Annotated in this window: 16 protein-coding genes; 1 reads left to right on the plus strand and 15 read right to left on the minus strand. The window is 25.3% G+C overall.

Going from position 1 to position 13,420, the window contains the following annotated elements:
* Positions 1 to 19 precede the first annotated feature (19 nt).
* From I5Q57_RS01050 to I5Q57_RS01090, 9 genes are all read right to left on the minus strand, one after another.
* A complete protein-coding gene (locus I5Q57_RS01050; RefSeq protein WP_215827026.1) occupies positions 20 to 940 on the minus strand; it encodes an IS3 family transposase in 921 nt (306 codons plus the stop codon).
* 195 nt (positions 941 to 1,135) lie between these two features.
* Positions 1,136 to 2,008, minus strand: coding sequence for a ribosome biogenesis GTPase YlqF (gene ylqF, locus I5Q57_RS01055; RefSeq protein ID WP_215826406.1), 873 nt, complete (start codon positions 2,006 to 2,008; stop codon positions 1,136 to 1,138).
* A 61-nt stretch (positions 2,009 to 2,069) separates the two neighbouring features.
* Positions 2,070 to 2,441 (minus strand): 50S ribosomal protein L19, encoded by a 372-nt coding sequence (gene rplS, locus I5Q57_RS01060; protein WP_215827027.1) that lies wholly within the window; start codon positions 2,439 to 2,441, stop codon positions 2,070 to 2,072.
* A 24-nt stretch (positions 2,442 to 2,465) separates the two neighbouring features.
* On the minus strand, positions 2,466 to 3,200 hold the full coding sequence (trmD, locus tag I5Q57_RS01065) for a tRNA (guanosine(37)-N1)-methyltransferase TrmD (protein ID WP_215826407.1): 735 nt from the start codon (positions 3,198 to 3,200) through the stop codon (positions 2,466 to 2,468).
* 23 nt (positions 3,201 to 3,223) lie between these two features.
* Positions 3,224 to 3,730 carry a ribosome maturation factor RimM gene (rimM, locus tag I5Q57_RS01070; RefSeq protein ID WP_215826408.1) on the minus strand — a complete coding sequence of 169 codons (507 nt, stop codon included), beginning with the start codon at positions 3,728 to 3,730 and terminating at the stop codon, positions 3,224 to 3,226.
* Positions 3,730 to 3,981, minus strand: coding sequence for a KH domain-containing protein (locus I5Q57_RS01075; RefSeq protein WP_215826409.1), 252 nt, complete (start codon positions 3,979 to 3,981; stop codon positions 3,730 to 3,732). The genes rimM and I5Q57_RS01075 overlap by 1 nt, the downstream gene beginning before the upstream one ends.
* Positions 3,982 to 3,994: 13 nt before the next feature.
* Positions 3,995 to 4,417, minus strand: a complete 423-nt coding sequence (gene rpsP, locus I5Q57_RS09785; RefSeq protein WP_215826410.1) for a 30S ribosomal protein S16 — start codon at positions 4,415 to 4,417, stop codon at positions 3,995 to 3,997.
* 292 nt (positions 4,418 to 4,709) lie between these two features.
* The gene (locus I5Q57_RS01085) at positions 4,710 to 4,892 is read right to left on the minus strand and encodes a hypothetical protein (protein WP_215825990.1); all 183 of its coding nucleotides are present in this window, start codon (positions 4,890 to 4,892) and stop codon (positions 4,710 to 4,712) included.
* A 297-nt stretch (positions 4,893 to 5,189) separates the two neighbouring features.
* Entirely contained in the window at positions 5,190 to 6,092 is a 903-nt protein-coding gene (locus I5Q57_RS01090) for an Mbov_0401 family ICE element transposase-like protein (protein WP_215826411.1), read from the minus strand.
* A 241-nt stretch (positions 6,093 to 6,333) separates the two neighbouring features.
* Here I5Q57_RS01090 and I5Q57_RS01095 point away from each other — a divergent pair, with 241 nt between their 5' ends.
* On the plus strand, positions 6,334 to 8,121 hold the full coding sequence (locus I5Q57_RS01095) for an outer membrane protein assembly factor BamB family protein (protein WP_215826412.1): 1,788 nt from the start codon (positions 6,334 to 6,336) through the stop codon (positions 8,119 to 8,121).
* A gap of 330 nt (positions 8,122 to 8,451) precedes the next feature.
* Here the strand turns inward: I5Q57_RS01095 and I5Q57_RS01100 are convergent, their stop codons facing one another.
* From I5Q57_RS01100 to I5Q57_RS01125, 6 genes are all read right to left on the minus strand, one after another.
* Complete coding sequence (locus tag I5Q57_RS01100) at positions 8,452 to 8,961, minus strand: hypothetical protein (RefSeq protein WP_215826413.1); 510 nt, start codon at positions 8,959 to 8,961, stop codon at positions 8,452 to 8,454.
* Between the two features lie 47 nt (positions 8,962 to 9,008).
* Entirely contained in the window at positions 9,009 to 11,198 is a 2,190-nt protein-coding gene (locus I5Q57_RS01105; protein ID WP_215826414.1) for a hypothetical protein, read from the minus strand.
* A gap of 265 nt (positions 11,199 to 11,463) precedes the next feature.
* Positions 11,464 to 12,084: a hypothetical protein gene (locus I5Q57_RS01110; RefSeq protein WP_215826415.1), complete on the minus strand. Its 621-nt coding sequence runs from the start codon at positions 12,082 to 12,084 to the stop codon at positions 11,464 to 11,466.
* 3 nt (positions 12,085 to 12,087) lie between these two features.
* A complete protein-coding gene (locus I5Q57_RS01115; protein ID WP_215826416.1) occupies positions 12,088 to 12,336 on the minus strand; it encodes a hypothetical protein in 249 nt (82 codons plus the stop codon).
* A gap of 6 nt (positions 12,337 to 12,342) precedes the next feature.
* Entirely contained in the window at positions 12,343 to 12,651 is a 309-nt protein-coding gene (locus I5Q57_RS01120; RefSeq protein WP_215826417.1) for a hypothetical protein, read from the minus strand.
* Positions 12,652 to 12,659: 8 nt separating this feature from the next.
* A complete protein-coding gene (locus I5Q57_RS01125; protein ID WP_215826418.1) occupies positions 12,660 to 13,187 on the minus strand; it encodes a hypothetical protein in 528 nt (175 codons plus the stop codon).
* Positions 13,188 to 13,420 lie beyond the last annotated feature (233 nt).

Raw genomic sequence — 13,420 nt, forward strand, 5'->3', positions numbered from 1 at the left:
ACCCTTTTTTGGACACTTTTTATGTAGACTGTCATTTTCTAAATTCAACAGGCGTTAAATAATTTAAACTGCCATGTGCTCTAAGATTATTGTATCAATTAACAAAATCAAATAATTTGCATTTTAATTGTGTTAAATTTTCAAATTTTTTACCCTTGATAAATTCCGTTTTAAAAGTTTTGTAAGTTGTTTCAGCCACAGCATTGTCATAAGGACAACCCTTCGCACTCAATGATCTTTTAATATTAAAGGTTATTAAAATTTCATCAATGATTTTATTTTTGAACTCATTACCACGATCAGTATGAAATAAAGTTATTTTATTTAATGGTCGTGTTATTTTATGAAAAGCTTGTTGAACCAGTTCAGCGGTTTTGTTTGGTCCGGAACTATAGCCAATTGTTTCTCGATTAAACAAGTCAATTAATAAACAAATATAATGTCATTTTCCTCCAACTTGCACATATGTTAAATCACTAACAACAACTTCATTAGGTTTTTTGTTATTAAATTGACGATTTAAAACATTACTAATTTGGTCATTATTAACCATTGTTTTATGATTACGATATTTTAATTTGTTGTATTTAGAAACCAAATTATTTTTAATCATAAGGAATCTGATTTTTCGACATGATAAGATAATATCTTTCCTCATTAAAACAGCTTTAATTTTACGAGCACCATAAATTTTACGACTTTTATTAAATGCACTGATAACTTCTTCTTCATAATTATTAACATCATACTTAACACAATTATTAGTTTGATAACAATATGTTGATTTTGCTATTTTTAATATTTGACACATTTTTAGCACGGAATATTTTTCTTTATTATTGTTAATAATTCCTATTTTTTTCCAATTATCAGTGCTACTTGCTTTAAAATGTCATTTTCCATTCGTAATTGTTGGTTTTCTTTTCGCAAGTAAATTAATTCATTTTCTTCGACAGTGTGATTATCTTGCAGTTTAAATTATTTAACGCCTGTTGAATTTAGAAAATGATAGTCTACATAAAAATTGCCCAAAGAAGGGTTGCCATACCACTTTTTAATCTTTAAAAATTAAAATAGCGGATACAAACCAAAAACAAAATTATAATGTCAATATTTATTTAATACGCCCCCATTATTATTTCGGTCTTTCTCAGGAAATATTTTTAATTGTTCCTTTTGTAAAAGCAAAATAAAAATTTTTCATCATTTGAATAATTTGTTGTTCAGAAGAACCTAATACATTTTTTGCTTTCGCCATTTGTAAAAAATAACAATCCATTTCTTTAGTTTGCATATCTTGTTTTCATTGAATAATAAGTGCATAATGTTCCTTTAAAATATGAGGATAATGTTTTGCTAAAAAATTAAACGCATAGTAACTAATATCAATAAATGGTAATAATTGCTCTTTAATAGCTCCAATTAATGACAAATGCACTGCCACTAGTGGATCATCAAGTTTAGGTCATAAAATTCCCGGCGTATCTAGTAAATGAATATTTCGCGCTAACTTGACTCATTGAATCCCTCTCGTAACTCCTGGTTGATTAGCAACATTACTTACTTTTCTTTTAACTAAGTTATTAATTAACCGTGATTTGCCGACATTAGGAATCCCAATAATCATCACCTTAATTTGTCAATTTGGAATGCCGCGAGATTTTTGATGATTAATTTTATCTTTCAATAATTGATTAATTAATAAAATAATTTCATTTTTGGGTTGATCAACTAATAAATTAGTTAATACTACTTTAACTAATGGGTCTTTTTTTAAAAATGCCATTCATTCTTGATTTACTTTCATATCACTTAAATCTTTTTTATTCAAAATAATAATTCGTGGTTTATTTTTAAATAATTCTTGAATAATTGGATTAATACTAGAATTAATGGCTCGCGCATCGCGAAGTTCAATTACTAAATCAACTAATGCTAATTTTTCTTTCATCAAGCGAATAGCTTTTGCCATATGACCTGGAAATCAATTAATATTTAACTTTTCCATTAATATGTCTCCTTAATTGAAAAATAAAGGCAAATTCTACTACCTTTACCTTTATTAATTATTATGCCTTATTTCTCTTATTAGAACTAACTACTTCTTTAATTCTTGCAGCTTTACCAATAAGATCACACATATAGTATAACTTCGCTCTTCTAACACGACCAATTTTTAAAACTTCAATTTTATTTATTAGCGGTGAATGTAAGGGGAAAGTTCTTTCAATACTAGTACTACCAGTAAGTTTTCTTACGGTAAAACTAGAACTAATACCTGACCCTTGACGCTTTAAAACTAAACCAGTAAAAACTTGTGTTCTTTTTTTGTTACCTTCATTAATTTCAACAGCAACACTTACTGTATCGCCAGATTTAAATTTTGGAATATCAGTACGAAGTTGTTGTTCAGTAATTTGTCGATCTAATTGCATATTCATAGCAATTGTTCCCTCCATTATTATTTATTTTTTATCTTTTTCTAATTCAGTAATTCAAATTTGCTCTTGTGGTGTTGATTGATTTAAATCAATCAAATCTGGTCGCTTTTTATATGTATTATAAAACGCTTGTTGTTTTCTTCAAATATCAATATTTTTATGATGACCTGATAATAAGACATCAGGAACTTGCTGATTATTAAAAACTAATGGTTTAGTAAATACAGGATAATCTAAATACTTACTAGTAAATGAATCATTTTGATGTGATGCTTCTTGAATAACACCTGGTAATAAGCGAATAACAGCATCACTTATAACCATGCTGGCAATTTCACCAGCACTAAGAACATAATCACCAATAGATATTTCCATATCAACAAAATCTCTAATTCTTTCATCAAAACCTTCGTAATGACCACAAACTAAAATTAATGAATTATTACTACTAGCCATTTCACTAGCAATATCCTGTTTAAATGTTTTTCCTTGTGGCGATAATAAAATCACTTGACTATTAGGGATTTGCTCACGAGCATAATTTATCGCCGCAACTACAATTGGCGCCATTAATACCATCCCATTACCACCACCATATTGATAATCATCAACTTGTTGATGCTTATCAATAGCAAAATCACGAAGATTAATGATATTAAACTTTACTTTTTCTTTCTTAACAGCATTCTTAATAATTGATGTATTAATAAAACTAACAAAGAGTTCGGGAAATAAAGTGATAATTTGAATTGTTGTCATTAATTTCTTGCCTCCTCTATAATTTATCAATTATTAATTAACTTAACATAAACAGTATTTTGTTCTCAAAGAATATTCATAATAAACTGTGAAACATCGGCCAACATTTTTTGTTCACCAATAACTGTTTGAATAACAAAAACACCGTGCGCTTTAGTAATAAAGTAATCAATCACTTCACCAATAAGTGAATTATCATCAACATTGATAACTTGTAATCCAATATAGTTTTCAACTTCATCATCATTTACTAAATGAGGATTATTACTAAGTTGAAATAAATCTTGAGTCTTTAAAAATAAAATGTCATTAATATAATCATAATTTTTAAATTTAACTAAAAGATCACCTTTATGACTTCTAGAACTAACAACCGTTAATATTTCATAAGTATAATTATTAGAATCATAAAAATATATATCATGATTAGCATCAAAGAATCGCTCATATTTAGGCATTAAACATCTAATATTTACTTCGCCCTTTAAAGCATGAGTATTAATAACCTTACCAATTTTAACAAACTTCATTATTCGTTAAAAGCCTCTAAAGATACTTTAATTCTTTTTTGCTCTCTTGATGCCTTAACATTAACTAAACGACAAATCGAATCAATAATTAATCCTTTTTTACCGATTAATCTTGCCAAATCACTATCACTAGTCATAATAAGAATTTCTAATTCATTGTCATTTTCATTTAACATTCTAATTTGAATATTATTAATATCTTTAACAATTGGACTAATTAATATTTTAACAGTATTAATGTAATTCATCATTAGCTAACTCCATTTATTCTCTCGAATTTTTTTTATCAATACCCTTTGCTTCTTTTGAAACTTTAACTGTTGATTTAGAATTACTACTTTTATCATCATTTACTTTGTTTTTAACTTCCTTAGCTAAATGTTCTTTTTTAATCACTTTTTTCTCTGCTGTTGATTTCTTTGCTTTATTTTTTTGTCGTAATTCATGAAATGCCTGCATAATTTTTTCTTTTGCAAATAAACTACGAACTGTTTCAGTTGGTTGAGCACCAAAGGTTAATCACTTTAAAGCTAATTCTTTATTAATTTTTAACGAATCATTTAAAGAATCATATGTTCCAATTAATTCAATATATTCACCATCTCTTTTAATACGAGAATCAATAGCAACAACACGATAAAAAGGTTGTTTAGTTCTTCCCGTCCTTTTTAGTCTTAATTTAACCATAAAATATAAGTACTCCTCTCAATATTATTGGTTTAGTTATCTTTTTAAACCATAATTAATAATATCGTTAATCTATATATATGTCAAGCAAGTTTACTTAACAGGTCGCGTTTAGTTTTCTTAGGTATTGCTTTGAAGAAGTAAAACAATCAGCTAATTATATTATTTAATTACTAAACTAACCCCGCCTTTCTTGTTATTGTCATTTTTATTCTTTTTCATTTTATCATATTATTGAATTTTTACACAACAAAAATTATTAATTTTATTAAATTTTAACTAATATTTTTACTTACTTAAATTTATTATATTTATTTGTTACAGCATTACCTTTATAATTAATTCAACTATCATCATTTTTATTATTATATTTATTTCATAATGAATTTTTATATATTTCTTTTCTGATTTCTATTTCTGAATTAATATTTTCATTAATGTAATGTAGTACATTTAATTTGTTTAAATTTGCCATTCTTAAATTTAATAGGTTATTTAAATTTTTATGATTATATATTTTTGCCCCATATCCTAATTGTTGTTTTACTAAATGAGATACATCACTTTCAATGCTACAACCAATATTTCATTCTAAATTTTGATGATGAATGCCATGCTTATTATTACTGAAATAATTACTCGCTTTCCTTAAATTTGTTTTAATATCTTTATTTAATTCATTTTTAGCAACATTACGAATGTTTTTGATTAATTCTTGATGATTGCCATCCTTATATAATTTAATTCAACTATTTAGTGTTACTTTGCGATTTTAAAAAATAATATTAAATGCAGTTTGTTTTAATTTTTTAATAGTATGATAACCATCTAAAATATATCTAACATTACCAAAACTATTGGCAATTTCTCTAATTCAAGTATCACCATCACCACAAACAATTATTCTGTCGTAATTAATATTTACATAATGTTTTTGTAATTCCTTAATTAATAAATCACGATAATCCATTGTATTTATTCGTTTACCAACTTTTAACATTAGAAAATGACCTCGTTTGTTTTCTAATTCTCTACGTGCATTTTTATAATTTTTTTCTTTATGTCCGGTATGAAAAGTAACCAAACGAATTCTCTGGTCTTGTTTAACTTTCTGATCTAATGTCGCTAAAAATGTCTCATCTAGTTGAATATATAAATCCTTATTTTTAACATCAATTCTAGTTTTAGTTTCTTTTTCTGCGAGTTGAAAATATTCAGCAATATCGTATTTATTTAAAATACTTGAAATACTAGCTTTTGAAATATAACAATGATTTAGAGCATTTAAAACATCACGATAGCGTTTACCATCACCTAAAAGAATTAAAACTTTAAATTGGACATCAAAATAAATGCGTTGTTTAGATAATAAAACAATTTCTTTATCTAATAAACATACATATTCAAATTTACCTGATTTTTGATTTCAATATTTATATCGGCGTCGTTTAAAAGTAACATCACCAAAAATTGTAATAATTGTTCTTGATGCAAAATGAACTACTTTATAACCTTGTTTTAACCGATAATGATATTTATATAAGTATTCATCTAATTTTTCATATTCATTAGCTAATTGTTCACATTTATTAGTGTACATATTTTTATGGGTTGTAAATAAACTAAATCAATGCTTGTTTTCTAAGGTTTTTACATTATTATTAATTTCTAACATAAAAAAAATCGCCTTTCTAGATAGTAATTTTAACAAAATTAAATTTCGTTAGTTTATTTTTCTGTTTTAATGATAATTTTTTTTCTATAATTATTATTCAATAACCTGAAAAAATGATAAAAATTCTTATTTAATAAGTTATAATCAATTTGTATTAATTAGAATCTAAAAATTTAAGGAAAGATGTTAATTGTTCAACAAATTTATTAATTAGTAAAAATTCATAAAAAGGATTTAATAAATGAAAAAATTACTTAGTTTATTAAGTACAATAACAATAGCAAGTAGTGGAGTAGCGGGAATTGTTGCCAATAGTCCTTATCCAACACAAGAACAACAAATTAAATTAGAAAACATAAATTATAAAAGACAAAAACGAAGCAATAATGAAAATAATAAAATAAATGCAACAAAAATTGTTATTAAAGCAAAAAAACAGATCTGATCTTCTGGTATTGTTTTCAACAATAAAGTATTTTTTAGTTCATTTGATCATAATGTTTATGAATATGATCCTGCTACAGGACAACAAAAAATTATTATTATAACAAATGGTGAAACTTGATCTTCTGGTGTAGTTTTAAACAATAAATTATATTTTGGTTCATTTGATCATAATGTTTATGAATATGATCCTGCTACAGAACAACAAAAAACTATTATTAGAACAAAAGGGCGAGTTCAAACTTCTGGTGTAGTATTTAATAATAAAATATATTTTGGTTCATTTGATCATAATGTTTATGAATATGATCCTGCTACAGGACAACAAAAAGTTGCCATCACCACAAATAATGAAATTAAATCTTCTGGTGTAGTTTTAAACAGTAAACTATATTTTGGTTCACTAGATCATAATGTTTATGAATATGACCCTGTCGCCGAGCAACAAAAAATTATTATTAGAGCAACTGAATCTATAAGATCTTCTGGTGTAGTTTTCAACAATAAATTGTACTTTGGTTCAACAGATAATAATGTTTATGAATATGATCCTGCTACAGAACAACAAAAAATTATTATTAAAACAAATTGATGAATTGATTCATCTGGTGTAATTTTCAACAATAAATTATATATTGGTTCAGGAGATGGCAATGTTTATGAATATAGTGAATACTATTTAAATTCAAATTTAGGAAAAATTAGTAATAATTCTGATAATGTAATTTTAAGTGAATTAAATTATTTGAATCCAGATTTAGATATTTCACAATTAGAAATTATTAACAAGACAAAAAATTCAGCTATATTAAAAATAAAAAATAATTTAAATAATAATAATATAAAAATACATTATTCAATTGATAATGGGCAAAATAAAATTATTAATTTAAATGAATTGATTAAAAAAGCATTATTTTTTAAATTTCGAGATGAAAATTCTAATTTAAAATTTAAGGAAATAAATTATATTGATACTAATAATTTAAATTTTTCAAATACTGAAATAACAAAACAAGAAAATTCATTTTTATGATCTAATGTTCCTAAAAATGTGTGTTCTGATAGAGAAATTACCAATAAAACTCCAAATATAAAATCATTTAATGTACCTGCTTGTGAATATAACTCAAAATCAAAATTAATATTTCAAATTACAACAGGATTAACTAAAACAAAACAAGAAAATAAATTAAATGGTTGAAACATAAATTCTGATGATGAAATGAAATTAACAGATTTTACAAATATAAATAATAAAAATTCTGAAATTATTAATGTATTATCAAATGAATTTGATTTATCAAACACAAATAAACGAGAACAAGAAATGATTTTAAGTATTTTTAAGGGACCCGCTGATAAATTTGAACTTAATCCCGATAAAAAATTAAAAATTACTTATCCAGTAAGAATAATTACATCTAAAGTTATATTAAATTTAAAACAAAAAATTACAAGAAATATTACTGCCGAAATAATTGATGATAACAATAAAGAACAAATAGTTATATTATCAATTACAGAAGTAATGCAAATTTTACAAAATCATAGTTTTATTACACAATGAAATTACTATATATAAAAACAATTATAACATAACATTTATTTGGGAATAATTTTTCTCATCAGAAATAGAAGGGTCAGTAAGAACAAATACAGTTACTACTATAGTATAAGGTTTTATAAAAACGATATTAGCTATTTAGAACAATAACTTTAATTGAAACAAGCACAACAAGTTTAAATTTCTTGTAAAAATAAAAAATATTCAAACCAGTAATTTTAATTAATTACTGGTTCCTTATTTTATTAAAATATAAAAAATGAAAAGTTGCTTAGTTGTTTAAGAGTATTATCATCATAAAAAACCACCTTTTAAGGGGATGATTTTAACAGTTTTTAAATTTAATTATTAAGGATTTTCAATTTCAATTTCAAAATCATTTGTACTATTTAATGTGTAATCTATTTTATTATCATCATAAGCAGGACTAATATTTCCTATGCTATCATATTTGCAGTCATCTAAATTTGTACCTTGTGCTTTAATTGTTATTTTTTTATTAATTACTCATGTATTTCGCATGGCGGTTTCTTGGCCGTCTGTATTTATTAGTTGTCTAATCTTATCTTGTTTGCTCTGATTATTTTGTAATTTTTGTGTAAATAAGAAACTAAGGTTTTCTAAATTTCTTAATTCTGGTAATTTTTCATTTAGATTGTTATTATCTATTTTATTTATTTGAACTTGTTTAATATTATTTGTTGAATTCGAAATTCAAAACCTCACTTTTTCTAGATTTTTGATTTCAAAATCATAAACTTTATTTTTTTGTTCTATTAATTCATTTGGTTTTTTAGAACATCCAATCGTTGGTAATATTGTTAATTCTCAAAGAGCAATTATATTTAAAATTTTCATTATTTTAATTCCCTTATTACTTTATTTTTCAATATATATATAGCATTTTACATGAAAATACTTAAAATCATTAGGAGAATGGCAAAACCGATTAAAAATTGAAAGGTGTAGTAAAAGGCGGGTACTGTTTTAAAAACCGGAAAAATGGCGGTTGAAAAGTTAACTGTTGCTTTTGCAATAATTGCTAATGGTCGTAAAATGGTAATAATTTGTGAGGCTGTCAACATTCAGTTTAGCATTTTAATACCAGCATTTTGAATGGCACAGCCAATATCGTTAAAAGTAGGTATTCATCGTCCGGAATATTTACAATTTGCTGGCGGAATTAGGTCGTCTCATTCTGAATTTGTTGAACCGTCAGGAATAAAGGCCGTGGAATTTAATACATTAAAGTCATAGATTTTAAAATTGTAGTTAGAGTTGTTTCCATTATGATAAAGTGGAAAAGTTAAGGTAAAAATATTAATACCATATCGAATATCAATGTCGGTGTTAAGATAATTAATACTATTAGCAGTGTTGCTTGCTGACAATTTAATCAGTTTATTGTCGTAAGATTTAAGAACATTAAAATCAATTTGATAAATGTTATTGGTGTTGTTAATAGCATTGTAATTTTCTTGGTGCATTTTTTTGTCAAAAGTAAAGAAATAACTTCTTAGTAATAATTCTGAATTACCAGTAACATTGATTAAATATTTTTTAGGATAAAAGGTAATTAATGAGCGATAAAAGAAACCGATTTGAATAAAATAATCTTTGTTGTAATTATACACACCCTTAAAATCAATTTCGGTATGAGTTTTTTCGTCCATGTCAAAAGTAGCATAAAATAAACTGGCAAAGAAGTTACCAAGTATTTCATAGATTTCCTCAAAAATATTTTTATAATTGTTATTGTTAATATTAGGGATGTTGTTTTTAAAATATAGGTAAATATCATTTCGTAAATCGGGGTCATATCGTAGAAAACTAAATTTAACATTGAGGTAATTTAAGGTTCCAAAAAGGTACTTAATTAGGTAATAATCGTTAGCTCTTGTGGTGTCATATTTTCATATTTCATTTTCACCGTGTAATAATTGTAAATAGTTATTTCCAGCAATTAGGGTTTTATTAAATGCCTTAATTTTAAGGACATTATCGTTGTTATCATCTTGTTTCGGAATGACCATTTTAATCGTATTTGTTCCTTGCAATTGTGTACTCGTTTCAATTGCGGTGAATTTAACGGTAAATGTTCTATCGGCGACATTGTCTGTTGTTAAATCAAAAGTAGTGCTATCGTCTAAGTAATTGTTGTCATTATCTTTAATTTCTGTATTATAGTCGATGCCTTCAATTGCATTATTTACGCCAGCAAGATTGTTAATTGTTTCATTAAGTCTTTTTTTAATTTTTTTTATAATTTCAATTTTGGTTGCATTTGTCGGATCGATTATTTCTGAATTTGGTAAAATAGTTGAAGTCTTATGATAAAAATAGCTCTCGTCTTTAAAACCGTGATTTTTAATTGTAAATTCTTTGTAATAACCTTTTTCTAAAGTGTCAATGAAATTAAACACTGGTGTTCAGTAGAGATACGAGTAATTAAATTTATCAAAATCACCACGGTGAATCATTAAATAATCAAGATTATCAACAACATCGTTATAGTTATGGTTGCCGTCAAATTTGGTGGTTGTTTCTGGTAAATCAATATCAGTGCTTTCTTTTTTAGTTTCAATTTCAAAATCATTTGTACTATTTAATGTGTAATCTATTTTATTATCATCATATGCGGGACTAATATTTCCTAAGCTATCATATTTGCAGTCATCTAAATTTGTACCTTGTGCTTTAATTGTTATTTTTTTATTAATTACTCATGTATTTCGCATGGCGGTTTCTTGGCCGTCTGTATTTATTAGTTGTCTAATCTTATCTTGTTTGCTCTGATTATTTTGTAATTTTTGTGTAAATAAGAAACTAAGGTTTTCTAAATTTCTTAATTCTGGTAATTTTTCATTTAGATTGTTATTATCTATTTTATTTATTTGAACTTGTGTAATATTATTTGTTGAATTCGAAATTCAAAACCTCACTTTTTCTAGATTTCTGATTTCAAAATCATAAACTTTATTACTTTGTCTTTTGTTTCTAATTAGTGATTGTGTTTTGTCATTATTAATGTTTTGCGGAATGGTAAAAATGTTATTAAAACTAATAATTAACACTGTAAATATTTTCATAAACATTTTTATCACTCCTTTTTAAAATATTTTATTTTTCATTATTTTTTTGCTTTTGATTTTTTTAATAAGTCACTCAATGCTACAGTTTATAACTACCGCTATTGTAATGCATATATCTAAATATCCTAGTATCATAAGTGAAATTAATGCTTCAAATTTTTCATATAATAATTTCAAATCATTAATTTCCAATTTTAAAAATGGAATGAAAAAGATAGTAATCATAAAAATTTAAGGTAAAATTCTCCATCAATATTTTTTTAAAGAACTAATTAATTTGTTTCATTTCATTTTTCAAGGCTCTTTTTGCTTTAATTTTTTGAATAATAAAGCGGATTAATTTTTCAAATTTAATTGCAAAATATATTGCTCCGCCTCATCAAAAAACAAATATTCCTGCGAGCATAACACCACTATTGAACTTGCCAAAGAAATCAACCATCTGTTTATTCATAAAATCATTAAATTCAGCACTTGTTATGGTTATTCATTTAGTATCGATTACTGTTAATGCACAAATTAATAAGCTTATAAATATGAAAATGATACTTAATGATACTTTTAACCACTGCTTTTTAAAAGAATTTTTAATTATTAATTTTAATGGCATTTTTTCTTTTGAATTATCTTTTTTGAATAATTTTGCTAAAAGTTTTTTCATTTTTATTTTCCTTTCGTGTTTAAAAATTTTTAATTTTTGGTTTTCAATTATTAAGTCTGATTTTTGATTAATATGAATAGTATTTCACTTTTCTAGTTCTAAAATTTCGTTATTTTTTTTCATTATTATGTATTTAAGAGTATTAACACTATTTTCTAATATGACATTAGCAATTTTTAATTTGTCATTCTCTATTTCTAATTCTTGTTTTTTAGTTCATTTTTCCATTTTTTACCTACCTTTAATTACAATAAATAAGGCAACAAGTACACAAGTAACACCAACAATGGTAAAGATTGGATGTTGAGAAAATGTCCGAGCCATTGGTTTAAATAGTTCTAAAATTGTTAAATTGCTAGTAATAAATTTTTGGAAATTGGCAAGACCCTCGCTAATATAGTTCGTTAAAGTTTCAAAATGACTACCAGCCAATAATCCAAGAACAGTTATTAAGATAAAAATAATAATTAGTTTAAACATTGTTAGTTACCTTGTTTTATTTTTTTGTTTTCAATTAATTTTATTTGGATTTATTGGTTGTATTTGTTTTTTAGCTTTTCCTCACGCACTTAAGCGACCTTTATTTTTAACAGCATATTGGCGTTGTTTTTCTAAATTAACTTGTTGACTACCAAAACCGAGGATAATTGCCATAAGAAATTCTACAGCCGGCGTTAAGAATAAAGGAAATATTAGTTGAATATTCGTTCCCGGTACTTCAAGACTTCAAATTAAATCAAAAACTTTATAAAGCATTTGGGCGAGAAAGTCGGCCATTTTTGCGAGATTTTCCATTTTTTATATTATTCCTTTTCTTTCATTTTTCTTAAAAATTTGCTAAATTTATCCATTTTTAAGTATTCTAAGTCTTCTAAATCAATTGCTGTGTCAGTATAGTATTTGTCTTCATAGTCAAGATTTACTTTTGAATTTAAGTAATCTCTTAAAAACGCTAGGTAAAAATAATTGTAAGTGTTAAGTATTGGTAAAGGAATTTTTAATTTAAAAAAATAAATATCAAGTTCAGGGATATCACGGTATTTAATGTGGCGAACCTTTTTACTATTTTTAGCATCAATTAAGGTGTTTCGTCAGCGTTCATATTCTTCAATACTAGTAAAGGTACCATAGATGACTTTTAAGTAGGGATGAAGAATATTAATTGGTTTTTTGCGAATTCCCACAATCACATTATTGGCAATATCACAAACTTTAACTCAAATATGTTTATCTCTTTGACTGCTAGCGAGGACAATATGACCAAAATGGCGTGCGAGAGCGAAATATTCTTGTATACCGGTTTCTTCGTTTTTGGTATTATTTTTTTTCAATCCGTTCCTTCTAAAAATAAATTGGTTTCATCTCATAAAAGTAAGGTTTTGTCTGGTAATACCGGATAATCAAAGTCTAATAATCCCATATGACCTAAACTTAATTTTTGGGTTTCTAGTAATGGAAATGTTGATGCGATATGATATTTTTTCTTTTTTAGTAATTTTGATGCGTATACTAGAAAAGCAGTTTTTCCAGTTCCTAATGAACCAATAACAATATTTAATGGTGA

The organism is Spiroplasma endosymbiont of 'Nebria riversi', assembly GCF_018831625.1.
GTDB lineage: Bacteria > Bacillota_I > Bacilli_A > Mycoplasmatales > Nriv7 > Nriv7.